The 24,018-nt window shown below is 56.6% G+C and carries 21 protein-coding genes, 1 tRNA gene and 1 pseudogene; 21 read left to right on the top strand and 2 right to left on the bottom strand.

Annotated elements, in window-relative coordinates:
• The first annotated feature begins 33 nt into the window (after positions 1-33).
• The 5 genes and pseudogenes from tyrS (at position 34) to OZX72_RS05235 (ending at position 5,809) form a co-directional block, all read left to right on the top strand.
• Positions 34-1,356 carry a tyrosine--tRNA ligase gene (tyrS, locus tag OZX72_RS05255; RefSeq protein WP_277157630.1) on the top strand — a complete coding sequence of 441 codons (1,323 nt, stop codon included), beginning with the start codon at positions 34-36 and terminating at the stop codon, positions 1,354-1,356.
• Positions 1,357-1,476: 120 nt separating this feature from the next.
• Positions 1,477-3,399 (top strand): annotated as a pseudogene (locus OZX72_RS05250) (helicase); the annotation flags it as partial.
• 413 nt (positions 3,400-3,812) lie between these two features.
• On the top strand, positions 3,813-4,841 hold the full coding sequence (locus OZX72_RS05245; protein ID WP_277157628.1) for an HAD-IIA family hydrolase: 1,029 nt from the start codon (positions 3,813-3,815) through the stop codon (positions 4,839-4,841).
• A gap of 9 nt (positions 4,842-4,850) precedes the next feature.
• Positions 4,851-5,054 (top strand): hypothetical protein, encoded by a 204-nt coding sequence (locus OZX72_RS05240; protein WP_277157626.1) that lies wholly within the window; start codon positions 4,851-4,853, stop codon positions 5,052-5,054.
• 20 nt (positions 5,055-5,074) lie between these two features.
• Positions 5,075-5,809, top strand: coding sequence for a TlyA family RNA methyltransferase (locus OZX72_RS05235; RefSeq protein ID WP_277157625.1), 735 nt, complete (start codon positions 5,075-5,077; stop codon positions 5,807-5,809).
• Here the strand turns inward: OZX72_RS05235 and OZX72_RS05230 are convergent.
• The gene (locus OZX72_RS05230; RefSeq protein WP_277157624.1) at positions 5,791-6,486 is read right to left on the bottom strand and encodes a hypothetical protein; all 696 of its coding nucleotides are present in this window, start codon (positions 6,484-6,486) and stop codon (positions 5,791-5,793) included. The genes OZX72_RS05235 and OZX72_RS05230 overlap by 19 nt on opposite strands.
• A 331-nt stretch (positions 6,487-6,817) precedes the next feature.
• Here OZX72_RS05230 and OZX72_RS05225 point away from each other — a divergent pair, with 331 nt between their 5' ends.
• The 6 genes from OZX72_RS05225 (at position 6,818) to OZX72_RS05200 (ending at position 13,148) form a co-directional block, all read left to right on the top strand.
• The gene (locus tag OZX72_RS05225; protein WP_277157623.1) at positions 6,818-7,858 is read left to right on the top strand and encodes an NAD kinase; all 1,041 of its coding nucleotides are present in this window, start codon (positions 6,818-6,820) and stop codon (positions 7,856-7,858) included.
• A gap of 6 nt (positions 7,859-7,864) precedes the next feature.
• On the top strand, positions 7,865-9,691 hold the full coding sequence (gene recN, locus OZX72_RS05220) for a DNA repair protein RecN (RefSeq protein WP_277157622.1): 1,827 nt from the start codon (positions 7,865-7,867) through the stop codon (positions 9,689-9,691).
• Positions 9,692-10,098: 407 nt separating this feature from the next.
• Positions 10,099-10,758, top strand: a complete 660-nt coding sequence (locus OZX72_RS05215; protein ID WP_277157621.1) for an HAD family phosphatase — start codon at positions 10,099-10,101, stop codon at positions 10,756-10,758.
• Between the two features lie 210 nt (positions 10,759-10,968).
• Complete coding sequence (locus OZX72_RS05210) at positions 10,969-11,346, top strand: GntR family transcriptional regulator (protein ID WP_277157620.1); 378 nt, start codon at positions 10,969-10,971, stop codon at positions 11,344-11,346.
• A 207-nt stretch (positions 11,347-11,553) separates the two neighbouring features.
• On the top strand, positions 11,554-12,438 hold the full coding sequence (locus OZX72_RS05205) for an ABC transporter ATP-binding protein (protein ID WP_277159372.1): 885 nt from the start codon (positions 11,554-11,556) through the stop codon (positions 12,436-12,438).
• Positions 12,435-13,148, top strand: coding sequence for an ABC-2 transporter permease (locus OZX72_RS05200; protein ID WP_277157619.1), 714 nt, complete (start codon positions 12,435-12,437; stop codon positions 13,146-13,148). Before OZX72_RS05205 ends, OZX72_RS05200 begins: the two co-directional genes overlap by 4 nt.
• Before the next feature lie 65 nt (positions 13,149-13,213).
• On the opposite strand, the gene thrC is transcribed toward OZX72_RS05200, so the two are convergent.
• Positions 13,214-14,704, bottom strand: coding sequence for a threonine synthase (thrC, locus tag OZX72_RS05195; RefSeq protein ID WP_277157618.1), 1,491 nt, complete (start codon positions 14,702-14,704; stop codon positions 13,214-13,216).
• Positions 14,705-14,928: 224 nt separating this feature from the next.
• Here thrC and OZX72_RS05190 point away from each other — a divergent pair, with 224 nt between their 5' ends.
• The 10 genes from OZX72_RS05190 to OZX72_RS05145 all read left to right on the top strand — a co-directional run bounded on the left by OZX72_RS05190 (position 14,929) and on the right by OZX72_RS05145 (position 24,014).
• Positions 14,929-16,245, top strand: coding sequence for a glutamate-5-semialdehyde dehydrogenase (locus tag OZX72_RS05190; RefSeq protein WP_277157617.1), 1,317 nt, complete (start codon positions 14,929-14,931; stop codon positions 16,243-16,245).
• A gap of 220 nt (positions 16,246-16,465) precedes the next feature.
• Positions 16,466-17,065: a phosphoribosylglycinamide synthetase gene (locus tag OZX72_RS05185; RefSeq protein ID WP_277159371.1), complete on the top strand. Its 600-nt coding sequence runs from the start codon at positions 16,466-16,468 to the stop codon at positions 17,063-17,065.
• Between the two features lie 143 nt (positions 17,066-17,208).
• Positions 17,209-17,889: a nicotinate-nucleotide adenylyltransferase gene (nadD, locus tag OZX72_RS05180; protein WP_277159370.1), complete on the top strand. Its 681-nt coding sequence runs from the start codon at positions 17,209-17,211 to the stop codon at positions 17,887-17,889.
• 82 nt (positions 17,890-17,971) lie between these two features.
• Positions 17,972-18,994, top strand: coding sequence for a ribose-phosphate diphosphokinase (locus OZX72_RS05175; protein WP_277157614.1), 1,023 nt, complete (start codon positions 17,972-17,974; stop codon positions 18,992-18,994).
• Positions 18,995-19,122: 128 nt separating this feature from the next.
• Positions 19,123-19,193 (top strand) — tRNA-Gln (locus OZX72_RS05170).
• A gap of 97 nt (positions 19,194-19,290) precedes the next feature.
• Positions 19,291-20,673, top strand: coding sequence for a bifunctional UDP-N-acetylglucosamine diphosphorylase/glucosamine-1-phosphate N-acetyltransferase GlmU (gene glmU, locus OZX72_RS05165; protein WP_277157612.1), 1,383 nt, complete (start codon positions 19,291-19,293; stop codon positions 20,671-20,673).
• A gap of 3 nt (positions 20,674-20,676) precedes the next feature.
• Positions 20,677-21,090 (top strand): ribosome silencing factor, encoded by a 414-nt coding sequence (gene rsfS, locus OZX72_RS05160; RefSeq protein WP_277157609.1) that lies wholly within the window; start codon positions 20,677-20,679, stop codon positions 21,088-21,090.
• Between the two features lie 110 nt (positions 21,091-21,200).
• Entirely contained in the window at positions 21,201-21,926 is a 726-nt protein-coding gene (locus tag OZX72_RS05155) for a histidine phosphatase family protein (RefSeq protein WP_277157606.1), read from the top strand.
• 213 nt (positions 21,927-22,139) lie between these two features.
• Complete coding sequence (locus OZX72_RS05150; RefSeq protein ID WP_277157605.1) at positions 22,140-22,394, top strand: hypothetical protein; 255 nt, start codon at positions 22,140-22,142, stop codon at positions 22,392-22,394.
• Positions 22,395-22,718: 324 nt separating this feature from the next.
• Positions 22,719-24,014, top strand: a complete 1,296-nt coding sequence (locus OZX72_RS05145; protein ID WP_277157602.1) for an alpha-amylase family protein — start codon at positions 22,719-22,721, stop codon at positions 24,012-24,014.
• Positions 24,015-24,018 lie beyond the last annotated feature (4 nt).

The following is a 24,018-nucleotide window of genomic DNA, read 5'->3' as shown; positions in this document are numbered from 1 at the left end:
TGTTTTGATACAAAAGAATAGGGGAATACGGTTATGGCTCACGTCACCAATTTCAAGGAAGCGGGATTCGACTCCGTCTTCGATGAATTGAACTGGCGCGGGTTGATTTCCCAGTCCACGGACCGGGATCAGCTCGCCAAAGCGTTGAACGGCGGGCCAATCACCTATTATTGCGGTTTCGACCCCACCGCGGCATCGCTGCATATCGGCAATCTCGTGCAGCTGATCAACATGCGTCATCTGCAGGAAGCGGGCCACCATCCCATCGCGGTGGTCGGCGGCGCCACCGGTTTGATCGGCGACCCGCGTCAAAGCGGCGAACGTACGCTCAATCCCAAGGACGTCGTCGAAGGCTGGGCCAAAAGGCTCAAGAAGCAGATCGGCACGATTCTCGTGACCGATGGCGACAATCCGGTGCGTTTCGTCTCCAATTACGATTGGACCGCGAACATGTCGGTCATCGACTTCCTGCGCGACGTCGGCAAGAACTTCCGCATGGGTACCATGCTCGCCAAAGACACTGTGGCGCGCAGGCTCAAGAGCGAGGAAGGCATCTCCTTCACCGAGTTCAGCTATCAGGTCCTGCAGGGCAACGATTTCCTGCACCTCTACGACGAGTACAACTGCACGTTGCAGCTCGGCGGTTCCGACCAGTGGGGCAACCTCACCAGCGGCCTCGATCTGATTCGCAAGGTGCGCGGCGAGAGCGTTAACGTGTTCACCAGCCCCATCATCACCGACAGCCAGGGCAAGAAATTCGGCAAGTCCGAGGGCAACGCCATGTGGCTTGATCCGACGATGCTGAGCCCCTACAAGTTCTATCAGTTCTGGTACAACCAGCCTGACGGCGAGATGCTGAAGCTGTTGAAGGCGTTCACTTTCCTGCCCAAGGCCGAGATCGAACGGCTCGCGCACGAGGCTGAGGTCAACCCCGGCGCACGCGAGGCGCAGAAGGCGTTGGCTTGGGAAGTCACGAGCTTCGTGCACGGTGAGAAGACCACGCAGGAAGCGATTGACGCGGCTTCCGCGCTCTTCGGACGCGGCGGCGATTTGAAGTCCATCAGCTCCGACATGCTGGAATCCTCCATCGATGGTCTCAAAATCGAGAACGAAGAAGGCGAGAAGGTCTTCGCCAAAGCCGTCATCGGCGAACGCGTGGCCCAGGCCGCCGTTTCCGCGGGGCTGTTCAAGTCGATTTCCGAGGCGCGCAAGACCATCAAGTCCGGCGGCGTCTACGTCAACAACGTCCGCGTCGAGGATCAGGATCAGGAACTGGCCGGTGACGATTTCCTCGCCGATCGCTTCGCTCTGATTCGTCGCGGCAAGAAGGCGGTCGGAGCCGTCGAACTTGGCTGACAGCAAGCTTTCATCCAGCTTTAATCAAGCCGATTAGAATTTATTACAAGAAAATATTTAGGATCATTTCGTTTCATCAACATAACGGGATGACCAAACCCAAACAAAAGGTATAAGCATATGGCAGAAGAACAGCGCGGCAACCGCGACGGCAACTCATACGGTCACGGTTCGTCCCGTTCAGGCGGCGGTTATCGCGGCCACGGCGGATTCCGTGGCAACAATCATGGCGGCGGTTACCACAAGGGTGGTCACGGCGGCTACCGTGGGTATGACGATGACAGGCGCGGAGGATACCGCGGCAACGGCGGGCATCGCGACTTCCACCGGGACGATCATCGTGGCGGCGAACGCAGCGGTGGCTATCGCGGACACGGCGACGGTGATCGTCGTGACTTCCACCGCGACGGCGAACGCGGAGGTTATCGCGGCGACGGCGACCGCAGAGACTTCCATCGCAACGATGACCGTCGTGGAGGCTATCGTTCCGGCGGGTACCGCGGACATGACGACGACAGGCGTGGTGGCGGCTATCGCGGCAACGGCGGCGGCCACCGTGACTTCCATCGCGACGGCGAACGCGGAGGATACCGCGGAAGCAGCGATCGCAGGGACAACTACCGTGACGGTGAGCGCAGGGACTTCCATCGTGACGACAGGCGCGATTTCCGTAAGGGCGGAGACCGTCGCGACTTCCACAAGGGTGGCTACCGTCACGACGATGACAGGCGCGGGGGATACCGAGGAGGCGACGACCGTCGTGACTTCCATCGTGATGATGATCGTCGTGGAGGTTACCGTTCCGGCGGTTACCGTGGGCATGATGACGACCGTCGTGGAGGCTACCGTGGCAATGATCGTCGTGACGGCGACAGGCGTGATTTCCGTCGCAACGATGACCGCAGGGGCGGCTACAACTCCCGTGGCAACGATCGTCGTGACTTCCACCGCGATGACAGGCGTGACGGCGAGCGCGGTGGATACAAGAGCTACAACAACCATCGCGATGATCGCCGTGACGATCGCCGTGGCAATTTCCATAACGACGGCCGCGACGAATACATGCACAACGGCCCGCGCCGCAATTCCGACGGCACCGTTTCCTTCCCCTCGCAGAACCCGTATACCGATCGCCGTCCGGGCGAGCCGCGTATGCCCAAAGGTATGGAATGGTCGATGCTCTCCAAGGATGAGAAGGAACGTCTGAGGGGGCTTTCCAAGGAGCACGCCGAGAACATTGGTCTGCACATTCTCGCTGCGTATTCGCTTGAAGAAAGTGATCCGAAGGCTGCGCGCGACCACGCCGAATGGGTGGCCCATCAGGCTTCCCGCATCGATTTCTCGCGCGAGACGTTGGCGTTCATCGCCTACCGTCAGGGCGATTACAAGACCGCGCTGAAGGAATTCCGCACGGCCCACCGCATGAATGGTTTCAACGATTATCTGCCGTTCATCGCCGACTGCGAACGCGGACTCGGCAACCCGAAGCGCGCCATCGAAATGGCGATGTCCGACGACGCCAAGGCTCTTTCCGGCGAATCGAAGGCTGAGATGTTCCTGGTCTACGCCGGAGCGCTCGGCGACCTCGGGCTTTGGGATAAGGCCGTCGACGTGGTCAGCAAGCTGGCCGGCACCAAGGGGCTTCCCGGTGCCTACCGCATGCGTGCGCTGCAGGCCGAGCAATACTTCCTCGAAGAAGGCGGCCGTGGAGACGAAGCCGCTGATCTCGACACCACCATCGAAGCGCTTGAAAACAAGTATGCCGACGAGGATGAGGATGATGAAGACGCCGACGAGGTGGTCATCGATTACGACCTCGAGCGTCTGCCCGACGATATGATGGAAGAGCTCGGCATCACCGAAGATGATGCGCAGTATGCGCCTGATCCGTATGAGGATGACGACGATTACGACGAGCGTGATTCGGATTCTGACGATTCCGATGAGGCTCAGTCCGATGCATCTGACGACGACGATTCTGATGATTCTGATGATTCCGACGATTCCGAGTCTGATACGACCGATGAAGACGACTCTGATGAAGATGAATCCGATGAAGATATCGACGATGAGGAAAGCGAATCCGCCGAAGAGGTAGGCGAAAAACTGGATACGGACGCGGATACCGACGACCAGTCCCAGTCCGCTCTTGATCCGCAGACCCCGGAAGCCGAGGAAAGCGCTGAGGCCACGGCCAAGGAGAACGCCGATAGTATGGAAGTCGTCGACGAATCCGGTGAACCTGACGAGACTGCAGATTCCGAAGCCGATGAAGAAGCCCAAGGTGAGGCCGGCGAAGACGACGAGGCGGAAACCGAAGGCGATGCCGACGCCGATGAAAACGAGTTGCCTGCCGAGGAAACCACCGAAGGAGCCGAAGATTCCGCTGATCCGGCCCAGGAGCAGGAAGTAGCCGACGAAAAAGACGAATCCGGCGAAGAGGAGTAAAACCAACAGTGCTCAAGGCAACCGAAGAACCGATTGAACAGGCCTACAAACTTGCATTGCTCGATCTTGATGGCGTGGTCTACCGCGGCAAAAACCCGGTGGATTACGCAAGCGAGTCAATCGCGCAGGCTCAACAGGCTGGCATGACAGTGGAATACACCACCAACAACTCCTCGCGTTATCAGGAAACCGTGGCGCAGCAGCTTCGTGGCTTCGGCCTTGAAGTCGAGGCTTGGCAGATCATCACCTCATCGGTGGTCGCCGCCCGAATGGTGGCGCGTGCCGTGCCGGAAGGTGCCAAGGTGCTGATGGTCGGCGCCGGGCATCTGCGTGAGGAACTGGAAAAGCAGGGTCTCACGGTTGTCGACCGCGTCGAGGACAATCCGGTTGCCGTAGTGCAGGGCTGGTATCCCGAGGTTGTCTGGACCGAGCTTGCCAATGCCGCTTACGCCGTGGAGCGTGGGGCACAGTATTTCGTCACGAATCGCGATTTGACGATTCCGCGGGAATTGGGCATCGCTCCAGGCTCTGGTTCGATGGTTCAGGCCGTCATCACCGCCACGGGCGTCGAACCCGTCGCTTCAGCAGGCAAACCCGAAGCCGCTATGTATGACGAAGCGCGACTTCTGGCCTCGCACGATGGTGCTACGTTGGTCCCCAAAGACCAATGCCTAGCCATCGGTGACAGACTCGATACGGATATCGAAGCTGGCAATCGTGGTGGTTACGACTCTCTGGTCGTGCTCACCGGAGTTGCCGACCCCAAGCAGCTGATGCTTGCCGCGCCGCACCTGCGCCCGACCTATATTTCCCGCGACCTGCGCGAGTTGCATGAGGCCATGCCTGCTCCAGTTCAGGTTTCGAAATCCGAGTGGAAGTGTGAGGCTGCGTCGGCGCAATTGGTCGGAGACGAAGTGAAAGTCAGCGATCCCAGCGATATCAACGCGTTGCGTGCCGTTTGCAGCCTCTTGTGGAACCTGGCCGACAACGAGAATGTCGATACCGCAACATTGCAGCTTCCTGACTTCAGTCTTTAGAGGATGACCATGGTTGCTCAATACGCGGAAAATCCCCATGCCGGCAATGCCGATGATGCCGAGCGTCAGAGCGAAACCTCGTTTGAGAATCTTCGTGAACGTTACCCAGAGCTCGACGGCCTGACCGATATGGACGACGAACAGAAAATCGAAGTGTTCCGTGACGTTTTGGGAACGCTGAACGAGGATCTGAACAGTCAGCAGCGGGCATGACCATTCAAGGACGTCAAAGCATGCGTTTGGACGCGTATATGGCCGCTGCATCTCTGGCTCACAGCCGTACCCAGGCGCAGCGTCTCATCCGTTCCGGCAAAGTGACCATCGACGGCGAGCTCGCAAGCAAGCCTTCGATGCCGGTGGATGACACGATGAGGGTTTCGGTAGATACCGGCGACGACTATGTTTCAAGAGGGGCCTATAAGCTGCTCGGTGCATTCGAACGTTTCAACGATTTCGGGCTACCGTCGCCAAAAGACCAGAATTGCCTGGATATCGGCGCTTCCACAGGCGGGTTCTGCGACGTACTGCTCCGTCATGGAGCGGCACAAATCATCGCCCTCGACGTGGGGCATGGCCAACTTGACCCGCGCATTGCTTCCGATCCACGCATCATCGAGATGAGCGGCGTTAACATTCGCGGGGTCGAACCGGACGACTTGCCATACCTTCCCTCGTTCATCGTTTCCGACGTCTCGTTCATTTCACTGACCTATGTGGTTCCGGTTATCGCCAAAGTGGCCGCAAGTTCTGCCGATATCGTGCTCTTGGTCAAGCCGCAGTTCGAAGTGGGCAAAGGCCATCTCGGCAAAAACGGTGTGGTGGAAGATGCTGGACTTCGCCAGGCGGCGCTGAAAACGGTATGTGATTGTGCCGAATCCAACGGTCTCAATGTGGTTGCCACGTGCCCTTCACCAATACAAGGGACCCACGGCAACGAAGAATATCTGCTTTACGCCACCTTGCGCTGAAGCTCGCCATCCTCATCCTCATCCATGTCCCAACGATGCTCGATAAGCCTCACTCTGGAAGACCTGTCGAGCTTCAAATCGCCTTCATAGATGACTCGTTCCACACGCGTGTGGCCTGACAATGCCACGTAACCTGCGTCGATTTTCTGGCAGTTGGTATTGCACAGCACCACATTGGTGGCGTTGATGCGCTGGATGTTGCTAGGTTCCAGATACTCGTTCATTCCGAATCGTTCGAACATTGCCGTGCGTATTGGCTTGATTTCCAGTTTGTTGCTTTCCGCTGATCCCTTGATATTCGCGTGGCCGGTTATCCTGATCGTCGAAGCGTTCACGGATTCGGCATCGACCGAACCCTTGACATGTATGGCCTCTTCGACGGTGATCTGGGAAGCGGTTTCCATGTCACCGATGAACGCGATTCTACGTGAGCAAATGCGTTCCTGGGCGCAGATGCGGCCGTGGCCGGAAAGGCAGTCGGCAGCGATTTCGCCCGACGAGTTCAATATTCCTCCGTCCATGACGATCCGCCGGCCCCGACAAACCGACGTCTGCAAAATCCCTTTGACCACCAGCGTATCGAATGTCACGTCCTCTTGCATCACAGCGTTGCCATGGGTGATGAGGACTTCGTAATCCCCGCCTTTGATGTTCCCGCCGAATGTATTGAGGTTCATTTCTCGCCTTCTTCCCGCCATTCTGAGGGCTTCTCTTCGTGCTACTTCTTTCCGTATTACCGGAAAGAAGGGTGAAAATGAAACTGAATGAGAAAAATCTCGATAAATTCAAGATTTCTTGATATTACAAAATACTGGATATCGTTGTCTGTTGCCAGTCGTTTGTTTGAAAGTCCATCGCAAGATTAGTCTTTTTCAAAGCTTTGATGGTATCGTCGCCATGCCGCTGGTTCGGCTTGGGGTAAGCTCGTTTGTAGACACTGTCCGGTTAGGATATGAAGAAGAACGGATTTTGTTGTCGTAGCGTTCAATGCGGGAAAGAGGCAAGACGATGGTCGGTAAACGACATGCGGTCGTGGTCACACATGCCAGGCTTCGCGAGACCAGTCTTGTCGTACGTGAGGCGGTCGAACAGTTGGAACACGCCGGATTCTCCGTCCGTGTCGTAGACAGCCTTGATCCGCCGAAATTCGGCGAGCCCTCATCCATTGTCAGTAGTGACACCGAAATCGTCGTGGTGCTTGGCGGCGACGGCACGATTTTGGGCGCGGCCGAGCTGGTACACAATACTGATGTTCCCATCCTTGGCGTCAATCTAGGACATGTCGGTTTCCTTGCGGAATTCGAAAGTTTCCAGTTGAGCGAGGCCATCGCGCGTGTGGCGGATCGGGACTATTCAATCGACGAACGAAATCTGGCCAAAGTTTCCGTGACTTCCCGCGATGGGAAAAGAACGGTGAGCGATTGGGCTTTGAACGATATCACCGTCCAACAGGCCGACCGGGACCACATGATCGAGCTTTCCGTAGGCGTTGACGGCGTCGAAGCCAGCTCGTTCAGCTGTGATGGCGTGATTATTTCGACACCCACTGGTTCCACCGCCTATGCTTTTTCGGCAGGGGGGCCGATTATCTGGCCTGATGTCAAAGCATTGCAGTTGATACCGCTTGCTGCGCATGCCCTCTTTACGCGTCCAATGGTGATTGGGGAACATTCACGGTTTACTGTCGACGTGATCCACGATTCGCTGACCGAAGGCTGGATTTGCTGTGATGGCAGAAGGAAAATGAAACTCGAACACGGCACGCGTACCACAGTTCATCTTTCCCCGCTCACCGTGCGCCTTGCGAGCCTTTCCGGCGTGCCGTTCACCAATCGTCTGGTCACCAAATTCAATCTTCCCAGCGTAAGTCTCCGCCAGCGTTCGCGACTGGAGGAACGCAGACGTGAGAAAATCATCGCCAATGAAAACAGAGACCGGGCTTCACGTCCTGAAGCAGGTGACGATACGGGCGAGGGCAATCAAGACAATATCGGTACAGGCTTCAATGGACGAGGTTCGGCCGCCGAGCAAGGTTCGTCTGAAAGGTGAAATCCGATGCTTGAAGAACTGGAAGTGCGCAATCTCGGGCCCATTCGTTCTGCGGTGTTGACGCCTGGCAAGGGCATGACGGCGATTACCGGCGAAACCGGTGCAGGCAAGTCCATGTTGTTGAGCGCCATTCGGCTTATTTCCGGGGCCACCGCCAGTGTCGGGCGAGTCTCAGCCGGCGCGGATTCGGCTTGGGCACAGGGAATTTTCGACGTCGACGAGAACGGCAAGGCGGCCGGGCTCGCACAGGATGCCGGCGTGCTCGATGCCGAAAGCCAGGAAACGGACCCGGACCCCGACGAAATCGGGCGGCGTGAACTCTTCCTGTCACGTACGGTTCCGGCTTCGGGACGTTCGCGGGCGGTCTTGTGTGGGCATAGCGTGCCCAGAAATGTGCTTGGCAATGTCGCCGCAGAACTGGTGACCATCCACGGGCAGGCCGATCAATTGCGTCTCGCCTCGCCAGCACGGCAACGTGAATTTCTTGACATGGCCGCGGATGACGGGGCTGAGCGAGAAGCATATCGTCAGGCCTGGGAGAGGCTTCAGACGATTGACCAACGGCTCAGCAACGTCACCAATCAGGAGGCATCGACCCGCCAACGAGCCGATTATCTGCGGGAATCCATCGAACAGATTAACAAAGTCGACCCGATACCCGGCGAGGATGAAGAACTCAAAGAAAAGCGTTCGCGTGTTGAGAATGCAGCCGAGATTGCTCAGGGAGTAGGCTCAGCGCTTTCGGCACTCGATGCCTCGTCGGTGGATTCGGACAACGATGCGCAGGGTGCTTCCGACGCCATCAATCACGCCATTCAGGCGTTGCGTGCCATCCATGTCGGCGGTGCTTTCGCTGAGGCCGCAGACCGCTTGGAGTCGCTGAACGCCGATCTTTCCGACATCGTCTTCTCGCTTTCCAACGAAATGGACACGGATGAGGACGCAGAGGGGTTGGATGCCATCAACTCCCGCATTCATGAGCTCGATGAGTTGACGCGACGTTGGGGGCCGACACTGGCGGATGTCACTGCATGGCGTGACAAGGCCGCGTTCGAGGTTGAGGATTTGGACGCCTCGCCCGAAAAGATCGAAGAAATCAAGGCACAACGCAAGCAGGCTTTCGACGAAGCGATGAAAGCGGCTGAGGCGTTAAACAAGAAAAGGAAGCTCGCAGCAACAGCTTTGGCTAGTACGGTCACCAAGGAACTTTCGGCTTTGGCCATGGCAGGGGCCGGACTTGAGATTCGTGTGGTACGGCGAAATGCGGGACTGAAAGGCAAGGCATCTGCAAAGGGGAGTGAAGCGCAGGCGGGTTCGGCAACCTGGCCTTTGGACGTCAACGGTATCGACGACATCGAATTTCTGTTCACCCCATTCCCGGGCTCACCGCAACTGCCGATGGGCAAAAGTGCGTCCGGCGGCGAACTGAGCCGACTCATGCTGGCGTTGGAATTGTCCGTGGCCGAAAAGCGGACCTCAGGATCGAGCGATATGACGTTCATCTTTGATGAGGTCGATGCCGGAGTGGGCGGCAAGGCCGCGGTTGAACTGGGCAAGCGCCTTGCCAAGCTCTCTCAGACATCCCAAGTCATCGTGGTTACCCATTTGGCGCAGGTCGCCTCGTGGGCCGATTCCCAATTTGTGGTGAGCAAGGATGATGCACAGTCTTCTGGTAAAGCCCAGAGCGCCAGCTCGAAGGCGACAGTGGAGACGACCGTCAACCAGGTCGCCGGCGAAGCTCGTATCCACGAAATCGCCAGAATGCTCTCCGGCAGCGAATCCGCCACATCCCTAAGCCACGCCCAAGAGCTCTTAAACTCTAGTAAGTTGTAGTTCAATCTTTAACTTACGATACAGCGTAGGCCGTTGGGGGTTCCGATAAACTTTCACGGGACACTTTGGCTGAGCCGTAAAGTTGAAGCCCAGTGGGCTTCAACTAGGCGAAGTGAGCGCGATTTATTGAGCGCGAAGGCAAAATCTTTGATTTTGTGGCCAAGCCTACGCCCGAGAAAGTTCATCGGAACCCCCAACTCCTAAGTTTGATGGTTGTGTTCCGTAGTATATAAATATTCGCTTCAGGCTGTTTCTTTGCGCAAGTGAGTAGAGTTAGTTTCCTGTAGCATGAGCTGTTGTGGCGGGATATGCGATGCTCAGGCGTAAAGCTTGGCCTACCGGCCTGGAGGGTGCCTGAACATTGTATATCCCGCCACAACAGCGTCGGTAGTTTTTGGAGAGGAAATATGAATACGAACGAAGGCAAAGCAGCCATCTTTGACCTTGACGGCACTTTGCTTGATTCGATGGATGTGTGGCACCAGGTCGATGTCGATTTCTTTCGGAGTCGTAACATTCCTTTGACCGATGATTACATGGGCATCGTCAATGCGATGAGACCTGAGGAAGTGGCACGCTATACGATTAAGCGCTATGGGCTGCATGATACTCCTGAGGAGTTGGCCAAGTTGTGGGACTTGATGGTGCTTGAGGCCTATGGCAACACTGTTGAAGCGAAACCGCATGCAGTCGAATATCTGGATTATCTGAAGTCGAGCGGTGCGCGCTTGGCAGTGGCGACATCGCTTTCGCCGCAGGTACGCGAGGTCGGCATGAAGCATGTAGGCATCCGCCAATACTTTGACGAGGTGGTGAGTGTGGAGGACACCAACGCGAAAAGTAAGCACAGTCCTGAGGTTTATCTGACCGCTGCTTCGCGTCTGGGTGTTGCAGCCAAGAATTGCATGGTGTTTGAGGATCTGCTGGTGGCAGTGAAGGCTGCGAAGTCTGCAGGCATGCATGTTTGGGCGATGGAAGATGACTATTCGCTGGGGGACAGGCCCGCTATCAAAGCAATGGCGGATGGCGTAATCAGCGACTTTGCGGATGCTCCCAAAGTCTTGTGATAGCGGTAGCAGAATTTTGAAGTTTGTAAGTACAAATACAAGTCTTATCGGGATCAATACGCAATTTGTTTGAATTTCAGGCAGAACACACTGTTATGCTCAAGACTTGCACAGTGGAAATAACTGTTCTATAGTTATGTGTAACAGTAGAACTGTTGGTGTAAATCAGGAGTTTTGCTGGACACTGATCAGAAAGAGAAAGGGGCATAGATGAAACTGATCATCTCATCCGTGTCCGGAGAACCGATTTACGAGCAAATCAAACGTCAAATCCGCGAGGCTGTGTTGAGTGGTGAACTCAAAGGCGGGGAAGCGTTGCCGAGCCTGCGAAAGCTGGCCCGAGAGCTGCGTATCTCCGTGCTCACCGTCACCCGTGCCTACAACGAGCTGGCGGATGAGGGCATCATCGTCAATGTGCAGGGCAAAGGTTCGTTTGTCGCCGAAAAGGGCGATGAGCGGATGAAGAAAAAGCTTGTCGGCCAGGTGCGCAACGCCTTGCGTCAGGTGGGGGTCGCTGCGAAAGCGGCTGACATCCCGCTTATTGACCTGATGGATATGCTCGAAACTGAGTACAAGAAAGCCAAGTGAGATTCACTGGCAGAATGAAAATGTGTGGGTATCAGCGTCTCCAAAGAACGCTTGCCAACCATCTCCATTCAATTGCCAATGAAGGCTTTACCAAAACTTTGTCGGTTCATCGGTGAACAGGAAAGGAACACGATGATGACACAGTCATCACCTACAACAGTCAGGCAGGATACCCCGGTCGTTTCCCGCAGTACAGACGCAGAGCCAATGGCGCTGAGCGTCACCGACGTAGCGAAGAGCTACAGCTCCGGTTTCAATCTCGGCCCGGTGACGTTCGATCTGCCGATGGGTTATATCATGGGCCTGATCGGTCCAAATGGCGCCGGCAAGTCGACACTCATCAAGCTCATCCTCAACATGATCCATCGCGATGCTGGCTCGATCAGCGTGCTTGGCCTCGACAACATCACTGATGAGGTCAAGGTCAAGGAACAGCTTGGTGTCGTCTTCGATTCCAGCTATTTTTCAACCTACTGGAGCGTGAAAATGGCCGAGGAATCCATGATTGCGGCGTATCCGACCTGGAATCGTGAGCTGTTCGCCAAATACCTCGAGCAATTCAGCATCGACACCAAAAAGAAGGTCAAGGACCTTTCCCGTGGCATGCAGATGAAGCTTATGCTCGCCGCCGCCCTAAGCCATGACGCGAAACTGCTCATCTTAGATGAGCCGACTAGCGGCTTGGACGTGCTGGCGCGTGACGATTTGATGGACATCCTGCAACACTACATCGAAGATGGGCGGCACAGTGTGCTGTTTAGCACCCATATCACCAGTGATCTCGAGCATGCCGCCGACCTGATCACCTACATCACACAAGGCAAGCTGTATTTCACCGGTTCCAAGGACGAGTTCGACGATGCGTTCAGGCTAGTCAAGGGAGGTCCAGGCGAACTTGACGCCGTCAATTCGGTTGCCGTGGGTGTCCGCAGCTATTTTACGGGCTTCGATGCTTTGGTTCGCACACAAGACGTTTCGCAACTGATGTCGGTCAATCCAGAATTGCAAATCGAGCCGGTGATGATCGACGACATCATCAGGTTGACTAATGGCCGTGCCGCCTATGCAAACACCAAGAGAGAGGACAGATGATGAACAGGATGGATATCACGCAAATCAAACGCTCCATGCATATCGATTTTCTGCGTCTTTCAGCGTCGGGTAAAAGCGTGGTGTGGATATTTGTACTTTTGCCGTTCGTCTTCGCCGTCGTGGGATTGGTCAGCGGCGATCGTGTCATGGCAATCAGTATGTCTGGTGCCGTCACAGGAATCTGTGCGATTTACGCCGTCATGATGGGCATGATGATTTTCAGCAATGAAGACATGACGGGGAACACCTCCATGGATGGAATCCTGCCTGTTTCCCGGTTTAATCAGGTTTTTGCACGATACGCCCTTATCGTCGTTGCCGATGTCGTCGCGGCTTTAGAAGCTGTGGCGTGCTTGCTGCTGTTGCTGCATGAGGATGAGCCACCGCTGTCGGTAATTGTGGGAATCGCGCTGGCCGTCGTGTTTGTGGCGTTGTTCCTTGGTGGTTTGGTGCTTCCGTTCTTCTATCGCTGTCCGCTCACCCAAGCCATGGGATGGGCTTTCGGGGTACTCGGGCTGCTGTTCGTTCTCGTGTTCGTGGACTTCAAACTGATGTCGGAGAATATGTTTCATAATGTGCTGCAATGGGCGGTTGGCGCCAAACTCGGCGTTGTACCAACAATCGCGATCATTGGCATCATCGTCGCCATCGTGGTCAGTATATGCTCGTTCGTGATCTCCGTTCGTATCTACGAACATAAGGAATTATAACCTAGTAAAGAAAGGGCTTACGGAGACTGAAAAAGTCAACCGCAAGCCCTTTATTTTATCTTTCTTTAGAGTCGATCAGAAGCAGCTTTGACGTAATCGCTCATCTCGTCGATGGAGATGACATCGGTGAAGCGCTCGGCGGCGTGTTCCAGACCGCGCAGATTCTTGGGAGCGGTGGTGCCGGTGACCTCAGAGAGCCTGTCCATGCAATCGAAATCGGTGCCGGCGGTGTCGAGTCCAAGCGCCTTGCCGACCACGCGTGGGAACTTGTAGGGGCTGGCGGTGCTCAGCAGCACGCGGGGCATCGCGGTTTCCTGAAACATCTGCGAGAGCACATGGTAGCCGCAGGCGGTGTGCGGATCGATGACGTAATGGTTGACGTTCCAGCAATCGGTGATGGCCCGGCTCACCTGATTCTCGTCGGCCCAGCCGCAGGAGAATAGGCCGCGGATACGCTTGAGCAGGGAATCGGGAATCGTAAATGAATCTTTGCTCTGCAGATCGTCCATCAGACTGGCAATGAGCTCGGTGTCGCCGTCGGACATGTAATAAAGCATGCGTTCAAGATTCGAGGAGACGAGGATGTCCATGGACGGCGAAGTAGTCTCGTAGAACGGGCGCTCGCGGTTGTACGTGCCGGTGGTCAGGAAGTCGAAGAGCACGTTGTTGCGGTCGCTGGCCACGGTGAGCCTGCCGACCGGAAGCCCGAGCTTCTTGGCGTAATAGCCAGCGAGGATGTCGCCGAAATTGCCGGTGGGCACCACGAACTCGACCTCATCGCCGACCTTGATGGCACCGCGTTCGACCAGTTGTACGTAAGCCGAGAAGTAATAGACGACCTGAGGCACGAGCCGGCCGACGTTGATGGAGTTGGCGGAGGAAAGCGAGACGTAGTTATCTTCCTCGAGTTTTGAAGCCAGATCGTTGTCGCCGAAAATCCGCTTGACAGCCGTTTGAGCGTCGTCGAAGTTGCCTTTTACCGCGCAGACGTTGACGTTCGATCCGGTCTGAGTGGTCATCTGCAAGCGTTGGATTTCGCTGACCTTGCCTTCAGGGTAGAAGACGGTGATACCAGTGCTGGGGGTATCCGCAAATCCTGCGAGCGCCGCCTTGCCGGTATCGCCCGAAGTGGCCGTGAGCACCATCACCCTTTCGTTCGCTTCCGAGGTGTCAGATGTCGTGCGTGCCATGAATTGGGGGAGGATCTGCAACGCTACGTCTTTGAAGGCGCTCGTCGGCCCGTTGAACAGTTCAAGGATATAGTCGTCACCCAGCGGCTTCAACGGGGTGATGGCGCTCTCGAGCCACTGAGAGCCATAAGCTGCGCGTACGCATTCATCAAGTTCCGAAGAGGAGAAATCAGGCAACAATACGCCCAGCACGGTGCGAGCCATATCCTGATAGGACTTGCCAATCAGTTCGGCGACATCGACCTGCTGCTTGCCGAGATCATCGGTGACGAAGAGTCCTCCGTCGCCAGCAAGCCCCTGACGGATGGCCTGGCGGCTGCTCAACTCCTCGGAAAAGCCTCTGGTGCTATGAAAGGTGGTGTTCATCACAAATACCTCGTTTGCTCTGACGGTCTCGTAATTTTGCTGATACAACAGTCTAATGGAATGCAAGGCCGAATACCGATGGTGTCCAAATCAATGGGTTTGAATTCGTTTTGGACGAGGCAAGGCCTACAATCGTTGGCAACAGAACGGTGAATATCTGCTTCGAAAGTGATTGGAAATATCGGTTTTGAAAAGCGGATTGATGGATTTTAGGGGAGAGCTTCATGGTCGCAAACGGTCATCAGGATTCTGCGGTGCTTGACCCGGAAGTGTTCCGGCAGGTCTGCGCCATGGGTGATGCCGCGGCGCAGGCGCAACGGGTACTTGCCGAAGCCAATAGCGAGCAGAAGAACACGTTGCTCAATGCGATCGCGGATGAACTTGAGGCCGGGAGCAAAACCATCGCCGAAGCCAATGGTCTCGATATGAGCGGGGCCAAGCAGGCCGGTATGAGCGCGGGCAAGCTCGACCGTCTGCTCTTCGACGAAGCACGCGTGAAGGCTGCGGCCGATGGTGTGCGTCATGTCGCCACGCTTCCCGATCCCGTCGGTCAGGTTGTTCGTGGCTCCACGCTGCCGAACGGTCTGAGACTTAACGAAGTGCGTGTACCAATCGGTGTGTTTGGCATGATTTACGAAGCCCGGCCAAACGTCACGGTCGACGTTGCCTCGCTGTGCATTAAATCAGGGAACGCCGTCTTGCTGCGTGGTGGTCACGAAGCGCAGCATACCAACGAGGCGACGCTTGCCATCATTCGCAAAACGTTGCAGGAACAAGGTTTCGACCCTGCGCTGGTCGCCTCCGTCGACAAGTTTGGCCGTATGGGTGCCACGGCGATGATGGAGGCACGCGGTCATATCGATGTGTTGGTGCCGCGCGGGGGAGCGGGACTCATCCAGGCCGTCGTGCGCAATTCCAAGGTGCCGGTCATCGAAACCGGGGCGGGCAACGTCCATATCTACGTCGACAAGGCCGCGGATTTCGCCAAGGCCGTTCCGATCATCCTGAACGCCAAGACGCAGCGGGTCGGCGTATGCAACGCCGCTGAAAAGCTGATCGTCCATCGCGACGTGGCCAAGGATTTCCTGCCGTTGGTGGCCAAGGCGCTTGCTGACGCCGGAGTGGAACTTCACGCTGACGACGAGGCTTACGGAATTATCGGCGAAAGCAATATCGACAACGTAAAGCTGCTCCATGCCACACCTGAGGATTGGGACACCGAATATTTGGCGCTGAAAATGGGGGTCAAGGTCGTGAGCTCCCTCGACAAGGCGATCGAGCACATCAACGCCCATTCGACTGGCCACACGGAATGCATCATTTCCGAGGATTACAGCGCCATCGAGCGCTTCACCAAACGTATCGATTCGGCGGTGGTCATGGCCAATGCGTCCTCAAGGTTCACGGATGGCGGTATGTTCGGTTTTGGAGCCGAATTGGGCATCTCGACGCAGAAGCTGCATGCCCGCGGCCCGATGGGTTTGACGAAAATGACCACGACCAAATGGATCGGCTATGGCACCGGCCAGGTGCGGGCTTGACGAAAGCGGAGGACACGATATGAACGACGCTGAACAAAGCAAAGACGAAACCGGCATGGACGGCGAAGACAAGAAACTGGAAGGCGGCATTTCCGCCGGCCAGAATCCCGACAACCAGCCGGCGAACGCTACCGCCACTACGGATGGCCAAAAGCAGCCGAAAGACGATACGGCGATTCGGCAGGCCGAGGAACAGCTCGGAGTCAAGGCCGACTATCAGCTGGCAGTCGACCGTGGCATCGACATCAACAACCCGCGCATCGCATTGAAAATCGCCTCGGAGCGCCTTGCCATCGTACGTTACGTCTTCCTGGTGCAGGTCGAGGACGGCATCGCCACCGCCGACCAGCGGGCTTCTCTTGAATACGCGGATGCCGCGCTTGTCGGATGGCCGGAAATGGACGCGGACGACGTTGTTGACCTCGATGAGGACGGCAGAAAGACCGTGGCCGAACGCCTTGCCGCCATGGAACGTTACATCGCCGAATTCAGCAAGCAGGAGGCCGAAGGCGGCATCGACGCCATGAACGACCTGCTGGTGCGCGCCACGGAATGCGTCGCCTCGGTGCGTCGCCTCTACCAGCCGGATTTTCCGATTCCGACCTTCGCCGAGATTCGTCGTGTCGTTCAGGACGAATATGACGATGACATGGGCAAGATCGATCCGAGCGAACATGCAACCGTCGAGGACATCGAGGAACAGACCGAACAGGCCGATGAGAAGCGCGAAGAGAGCGAAACCGAAGCCGGCAAGTCACATGACGATAAAAATGGCAAGAACGTCAAGAACGGCAAGAACAAAGGTGATGGCAAGGCATGAGCAACGCTCCGACCTCCGCTGGTTCGTCCGAAACGGGCAACGATAGCGATAGTGCGCTTTCGACGCATACAGGAACGGCGGATGCCGCTTTTGCCGCAAAGCCCGATGCTAATGTTCTTCAGCATCCGGAGCCAGCTCGAAAGATGTCAGGGCTTTCTCCGCAGCCCGATCCCAACTCCATTGATGCTTTCAAAACAAAACCGAACAACCTACATGACAAAAATGGCCGTCGTCGCATCGGCATCATGGGCGGCACCTTCGACCCGATCCATAACGGCCATTTGGTCGCAGCCAGTGAGGTGGCCTGGGTCTATGACCTTGACGAGGTGATCTTCGTGCCGACGGGCCGGCCGGCCTTCAAGCTCGACAAGGACGTGACGAACGCCGAAGACCGTTACCTGATGACGGTCATCGCCACGGCCTCAAACCCCAAGTTCACCGTTTCCCGCGTCGATATCGATCGACCAGGCGTTACCTACACCATCGATACGCTGCGCGATATCCGGGCGTTGAATCCCGACGCCGAGCTTTTCTTCATCACCGGTGCCGACGCCGTGGCCGAAATACTCAAATGGAAAGAGGCCAGGAACATGTTCGGGCTGGCTCGTTTCGTCGCTGTAACACGCCCTGGCTATTCCAGCCCCGAGCATATGCGCACGCAGGTCGAGGTCGACACCTTGGAAATTCCGGCGTTGGCCATTTCCTCGACCGATGTCCGTCACCGTGTCTCACTGGGCGAACCGGTGTGGTATCTCGTCCCCGACGGCGTAGTGCAATACATCGCAAAACATGGGCTGTACACGCAGACCGAAGCTGTCGAATAAACTCGATAATCATCCGTGTCGCTTCCGTCGCGTTGAGAAGCTATTATGGCTTTGGTTCATACAGACGATAACGTTTGGAGACATGGTGAGCGCAATCCTAGAAGGAAAGCCCAGTAAAAATCTCATACTCGTCACCGGCAGGGCCCATCCCCAGCTGGCGGCCGACGTCGCCACACAGCTTGGCATCGACGTTTTGAAGACCACGGCGTACGATTTCGCGAACGGCGAGATGTATGTGCGCTACACCGAATCGGTGCGTGGCGCGGATGTCTTTGTATTGCAAAGCCACGCTGGTGATGTCAACAAGGCCATTATGGAACAGCTCATCATGATCGATGCGCTGAAGCGTGCTTCCGCCCGTTCCATCACCGCCGTCTGCCCGCTTCTGGGCTATTCCCGCCAAGACAAAAAGCACCTTGGACGTGAGCCCATTTCCTGCCGTCTCGTATTCGATCTGCTGCGCACTGCCGGCGCCGACCGCGTCATGAGTGTCGATCTGCACGCCGCGCAGTCCCAGGGCTTCTTCGACGGTCCGGTCGATCACCTGATCGCCATGCCGGTTCTCGTCGATTACATCCGTGACCGGTTTGAAGGCAACCTCGACAATGTCGCCGTGGTCTCCCCAGACGCCGGTCGTATCCGTGTCGCCGAACAATGGGCTCAGCGTCTGGGCGGCGGCCCGCTCGCCTTCGTCCACAAGACCCGCGACATCAACCGTCCGAACCACGCCACTTCAAACCGCGTAGTCGGCGACGTGGTCGGCAAGGATTGCGTTCTGGTCGACGACCTGATTGATACCGGCGGCACCATCGTCGGCGCCTGCGATGTGCTGAAGCAGGCCGGCGCCAAATCCGTCACCGTCGTCGCGACGCACGGCGTGCTTTCCGATCCTGCGGTTGATCGTCTCAAGAACTGTGGTGCACGTGAGGTCGTCTTGACCGACACCGTGCCGATTGACGACTCCAAGCGCTGGGACGGACTTACCGTGCTTTCCATCGCGCCGTTGCTCGCCAGTGCCATCAAGGCCGTTTTCGAGGATGGTTCCGTCGCCAAGCTCTTTGACACTTATCCCGAGCATCACGGGCAGGGCTTCCTCTTCGCCTGATTGGGCGGAGTAAAGCCTTGTGCCAGATGTGGCTGGCTGCGTGGGCGCACGATTCGCGCTCACGCGTGTCGGGTTGTCAACAGCAGCCAGCATAATAGAAAATCGGTTCGGTCTTACGACCGCGCTATTCCTCCATGGTGTAAAGGCAGCACACGGGTCTTTGGAACCCTTAGTCTTGGTTCGAATCCAGGTGGAGGAACTTCATGAAGTCGGCTGACCTTCCGTGCATCGGATGCCAGCCGATTTGCGTATGTGCAGGTGTGTTTCGCTTGTGAAGCACCGGAATTGGAGTAGATATGGCATTGAGTGCTGCAATCATTCTCGCGGCCGGTGAGGGCACGCGTATGCGTTCGTCGAAGCCGAAAGTCCTTCATGAACTGGCAGGCAAGACTTTCCTTGAGCGTGTGATGACGTCCGTTTCCGCGTTGAATCCTGAGACGTTGGCTGTAGTCGTCCATTACCAGGCCGAACGCGTGGCCAAAGCCGCGCAAAGCTACAACGAGCACGTCGAAATCGTCGAGCAGGACGACATTCCCGGCACCGGTCGCGCCGTGCAGTGCGCCATGAAGCAGCTTGACGGGGACGGCAAGCTCACCGGACCCGTGCTCATCGCCGCAAGCGACATGCCGTTGCTCGACACTGCCACGCTTGATGCCCTGCTTGATTTCCACAAGTCCAGTGGTAACGATGCCACCGTGCTCACGGCGAACCTCGACGACGCCACCGGCTACGGCCGTATCATCCGCGACAGCGACGGCAGCGTGCTGCGCATCGTCGAACAGAAAGACGCCAACAGCAGCGAACTCGCCGTGCATGAAATCAATACTTCCGTTTATGTTTTCGATGCGGCCGTGCTTGCACGCGCGGTGCAGGGCCTGGATTCTCAAAACGCACAAGGCGAGTTCTATCTGACCGATGCGTTGGAAAGTGCTAGAAAATCCGGCAAAGTCGGTGCGTTCGCAGCGCCCGACGCCCTGAGCGTGGAAGGCGTCAACGACCGCCTGCAGCTGGCCCATCTTGCGCGTAAGCACAACCTGCGTATCTGTGAGCATTGGATGCGCGAAGGCGTCACGATTCTCGACCCCGAAACCACATGGATCGAAGACGACGTCGAACTGGCTCAGGATGTCACCGTCCTGCCGGGTTCCTTCCTTCAAGGCCACAGCACCGTCGCCGAAAACGCCGTCATCGGACCGTATACCACCCTGATCGATGCGCATATCGAAGCTGGCGCCACCGTCGAACGCAGTCGCGTACAGGAAACGCAAATCGGCCCGGACGCCAATATCGGCCCATGGACCTACCTGCGGCCAGGCAACGTGCTCGAAAAGGGCACGAAGGCCGGCGCGTTCGTCGAGATGAAGAAGGCGCATATCGGCGCTGGCACCAAGGTGCCGCACTTGAGCTACATGGGAGATGCCGAGCTGGGGGAGGACACCAACATCGGCGGCGGCACGATTTCCGCCAATTACGACGGCGTGCACAAGAACCGCACCCACATCGGCTCGAACGTCCATGTCGGTGCCGGTAACCTGTTCGTCGCACCCGTCGAGGTCGGCGACAACGTCACCACCGGAGCCGGTTCCGTCATCCGCCACGCGGTGCCGGACGATTCGATGGTATATTCGGAAAACACACAACACGTAGTAGAGGGCTGGAAGCCCGAATGGGAGCGTTGATTTATGGCAGCATTGCAATCCACGATTGAAGCCCTGCGTCTGGCAGCGGTGGCGGCCGACCGGGTGAAGGCCACCGATATCGTCGCCTTCGACGTCACCGGCCCGATCGCCATCACCGATGCCATGCTTATCGCCACCGCCTCCAGCGAACGGCAGGTTCTGGCCGTGGCCGAAGAAGTCGAAAAGGAGCTGTATACCAAGGGCGGAAAACTTGAGCCGATCAGTCGTGAAGGCCTCGATGAAGCCCGCTGGGTGCTCCTTGATTACGGTGATTTCGTCATCCATATCATGCATGAGGAAGAGCGCAGCTATTACGACCTCGAACGACTTTGGCAGGACTGCCCGGCCATCGACCTTCAGCTTCCCAAAACCGCTGAAGTAGACGAAGCAGCGCAAAACGAATCTGCCCGCGAGTAGACAGTCGTCGGGCACGCTTGAAAAAATGTGGCGTGTCAGCCGATAGACGAACGGTTGCGGTCTAACATCTTTCATTAAGACCATTCCATCAGTATTTTAGGAGTTAAACGATGGATTTCAATACTGTATTCGATCCTAACGTCCACGTTCGCTCGCTTACTTTGGTACGGCATGGACGTACCGCCTACAATGCTTCCGGCCGTATCCAGGGCGTCACCGACATTCCACTCGATGAGGTTGGCAATTGGCAGGTCCATCAGACAGGCCACGCGCTCAAAGAGCTTTACGTCGATAACCAGAAAGACCAACAGCGTCACCGCCTGATCGTCGCTTCCGATTTGGGCCGTGCCATGGCCACAGCCCACGCCTTCGCTGATCTGATTGGTGAGGAGGTTCATCCCGACCCGCGTGTGCGCGAACGCCACTACGGTGATTGGGAGGGCCAGGCAACCCGTGAAATCATGGAAAAATATCCTGAGGATTTCACCTCCTGGCTTCATGGTGAGGGCGGTGAGCTCAAGCACAACGTCGAACCGGACAAGCATGTGGGCCAGCGTGCTACACAGGCCATCGCCGAGTGGGTGGGTAAAGCCGAGCCGGATACCGATCTGTACGTTTTCTCACATGGCGCCTGCATCGCCGACACAGTACGCACCTTGCTTAATGCGGACGAGGATGCCGACGCCAACTCGGCGGTCTTCTCGATGCGCAACGCGCATTGGGCCCGGCTTATTCCCATCGCCATCGCCGGCAAGCCGCTGCGTTGGGCGCTTTCCGATTACAACCACGGGCCGGCAATCGCCGATACACCCGAATGGGAAAACCCCAAGCTCTGATTTGTATTTCACTCGCAATTGCCTTGTTTTCTAGGATTCACAGCCAATTAGCTTAATCATACAATTCATAGGTGTTTAGTCTTACATATGAATTTATAGGCTAAAATAATAAATGTATGGCAACGATATGTTTTCGTACCTCGGTCGCTAAATAACCAACATTCAGTGGTGGCCGGGCGGATTGAATCTGAAAAACAACAAGGGGAAATCATTATGGGTATTTTCGATGATGCCAAGGAAGCAGCCAAGCAGGCCGGCGAAAAGCTTGGCAAAGCCGCGAACGACGTCAAGGACAAGGCCGCCGACGTGGTCGACGACACCAAGAAAAAGGCTGACGACGTCAAAGACAAGTTCTCCGACAAGGCCGACGAGGCCAAGGCGAAGGGCGAAAGCGCAGCAGCCCAGGGCAAGGAGCAGGCCACCGAGGCCAAGAACGCCGTCAAGCAACAAGTTCGAGACAACAAGTGATGCGATATTTTCGCTGATCGGGATTGCCGCGGCACCGATGTAAATTCAGGCGAGGCAATCACAGTGAATGAAAGCCGCCGGCACGTGATGAGAAGCGTTTCGGCGGCTTTCATTATGTTTTTATATATACTTATTACATTTTCAAGAAAAATACTTTCTGTCAACTGGTCCGAAAAACGGATGTTATTGGTTCTCGGGTCTGTGGAAGCAATGCGATACTGACACGGCCGACTCTCCAAAGCCGCGGTCTACTTGGCTTCCTGCTGGTAGAGTTGGGACGGAACGGCCGTGGACAAGGCGATTCAACACGAAACGAGGCGTGAGATGAACGAAATGAGCCGGAGAATCTGGTGGCAGGTTTATCCTCTAGGCTTCTGCGGGGCACCGGTGCGCCCGAAATCCGATGCCGACCGTCAGTGTGTGCCGAGGCTCGACCGCCTCGTCAATTGGCTGGATTACATGGAAGGCATGGGCTGCGACGGTTTGCTGCTCGGCCCTATTTTCACCTCCGAAACCCACGGTTACGACACCGTTGATTTCTACACAATCGACCCGCGGCTTGGTGACGATCAGACGTTTGACCGTTTGGTCACAGCGTGCCATGAACGTGGTATCGCGCTGATGCTGGACGGCGTCTTCAACCATGTCGGGCGCGATTTTCCGGAGTTCCAGCGCGAACTCAAACGGGCGAAGGATGAAATGGAAGCAGGCAAGCCCATCGGACATGATAGCGACGACATGTTCAGCTTCTCTTTGGCCGAAGACGGGACGCTTGATTATGAAAAATTCGAAGGACACGCGATTCTTCCGGCCTTCAACCACGAAGCGCCTCGTGTCGCCGAGCTGGTAGGTGACGTGATGACCCATTGGATGAACCGGGGCGTGGACGCCTGGAGGCTCGACGCGGCGACGACGGTGCCGACGACATTCTGGGCCAAAGTTCTGCCGCGCGTACGCCGCGAGGTGCCCAACGCCTGGTTCATGGGCGAGGCGATTCACGGCGACTTCCCACAGTTCGTTCGTGACTCGACCATCGACACCGTCACCCAGTACGAACTGTGGAAGGCGATCTGGAGCAGCCTCAAAGACGGCAATTTCTTCGAGCTTGACTGGTGTCTCAAGCGTCACGACACGTTCCTGAAAACCTTTACACCCCAGACATTCATCGGCAACCACGACGTCACCAGGATCGCCAGCCAGATTCAGGACGAGGAAAAGCTCGCACTGGCCGCTGTCATCCTCTTCACCGTCGGTGGCACCCCTTCGGTCTATTACGGCGACGAGCGTGCCATGAAGGGCGAGAAAACCGACGGTGTCGGCGGCGATGACATCGTTCGTCCCGAATATCCGGACACGCCGGAAGACTTGCCGGATGAAGGCGAATGGATGTACCGGCTTACCCGCCAATTAGCGAGTATGCGAAGCGCACGCCCGTGGATGATTGACGCCACCACAGAGCCCACCTTGCTCGAAAACCGGCATTATGCCTACGATGTCAGGGCGCGGGACGGCAGCGCCAAATTACACGTTGATATGGATCTCGACAAGACACCGCATGCCGAGATTTACGAAGGCGACAGCGCCGAACCCCTGCTTCACGTCGAGCACCGATCCAATTAGCTTT

Origin of the sequence: Bifidobacterium sp. ESL0769, from assembly GCF_029395495.1 — a bacterium.
Classification (GTDB): Bacteria; Actinomycetota; Actinomycetes; order Actinomycetales; family Bifidobacteriaceae; genus Bifidobacterium.
This window is presented reverse-complemented; position numbering and strand designations above follow the sequence as displayed.

What these genes read in the sequence shown, in the direction of transcription:
- tyrS (WP_277157630.1), top strand. Translation starts at nt 34, where the DNA reads ATGGCTCACGTCACCAATTTCAAGGAAGCGGGATTCGACTCCGTCTTC.
- OZX72_RS05240 (WP_277157626.1), top strand. Translation starts at nt 4,851, where the DNA reads ATGGTTGCTCAATACGCGGAAAATCCCCATGCCGGCAATGCCGATGAT.
- OZX72_RS05235 (WP_277157625.1), top strand. Translation starts at nt 5,075, where the DNA reads ATGCGTTTGGACGCGTATATGGCCGCTGCATCTCTGGCTCACAGCCGT.
- OZX72_RS05230 (WP_277157624.1), bottom strand. Translation starts at nt 6,486, where the DNA reads ATGAACCTCAATACATTCGGCGGGAACATCAAAGGCGGGGATTACGAA.
- OZX72_RS05225 (WP_277157623.1), top strand. Translation starts at nt 6,818, where the DNA reads ATGGTCGGTAAACGACATGCGGTCGTGGTCACACATGCCAGGCTTCGC.
- recN (WP_277157622.1), top strand. Translation starts at nt 7,865, where the DNA reads ATGCTTGAAGAACTGGAAGTGCGCAATCTCGGGCCCATTCGTTCTGCG.
- OZX72_RS05215 (WP_277157621.1), top strand. Translation starts at nt 10,099, where the DNA reads ATGAATACGAACGAAGGCAAAGCAGCCATCTTTGACCTTGACGGCACT.
- OZX72_RS05210 (WP_277157620.1), top strand. Translation starts at nt 10,969, where the DNA reads ATGAAACTGATCATCTCATCCGTGTCCGGAGAACCGATTTACGAGCAA.
- OZX72_RS05205 (WP_277159372.1), top strand. Translation starts at nt 11,554, where the DNA reads ATGGCGCTGAGCGTCACCGACGTAGCGAAGAGCTACAGCTCCGGTTTC.
- OZX72_RS05200 (WP_277157619.1), top strand. Translation starts at nt 12,435, where the DNA reads ATGATGAACAGGATGGATATCACGCAAATCAAACGCTCCATGCATATC.
- thrC (WP_277157618.1), bottom strand. Translation starts at nt 14,704, where the DNA reads ATGAACACCACCTTTCATAGCACCAGAGGCTTTTCCGAGGAGTTGAGC.
- OZX72_RS05190 (WP_277157617.1), top strand. Translation starts at nt 14,929, where the DNA reads ATGGTCGCAAACGGTCATCAGGATTCTGCGGTGCTTGACCCGGAAGTG.
- nadD (WP_277159370.1), top strand. Translation starts at nt 17,209, where the DNA reads ATGTCAGGGCTTTCTCCGCAGCCCGATCCCAACTCCATTGATGCTTTC.
- OZX72_RS05175 (WP_277157614.1), top strand. Translation starts at nt 17,972, where the DNA reads ATGGTGAGCGCAATCCTAGAAGGAAAGCCCAGTAAAAATCTCATACTC.
- glmU (WP_277157612.1), top strand. Translation starts at nt 19,291, where the DNA reads ATGGCATTGAGTGCTGCAATCATTCTCGCGGCCGGTGAGGGCACGCGT.
- rsfS (WP_277157609.1), top strand. Translation starts at nt 20,677, where the DNA reads ATGGCAGCATTGCAATCCACGATTGAAGCCCTGCGTCTGGCAGCGGTG.
- OZX72_RS05155 (WP_277157606.1), top strand. Translation starts at nt 21,201, where the DNA reads ATGGATTTCAATACTGTATTCGATCCTAACGTCCACGTTCGCTCGCTT.
- OZX72_RS05150 (WP_277157605.1), top strand. Translation starts at nt 22,140, where the DNA reads ATGGGTATTTTCGATGATGCCAAGGAAGCAGCCAAGCAGGCCGGCGAA.
- OZX72_RS05145 (WP_277157602.1), top strand. Translation starts at nt 22,719, where the DNA reads ATGAACGAAATGAGCCGGAGAATCTGGTGGCAGGTTTATCCTCTAGGC.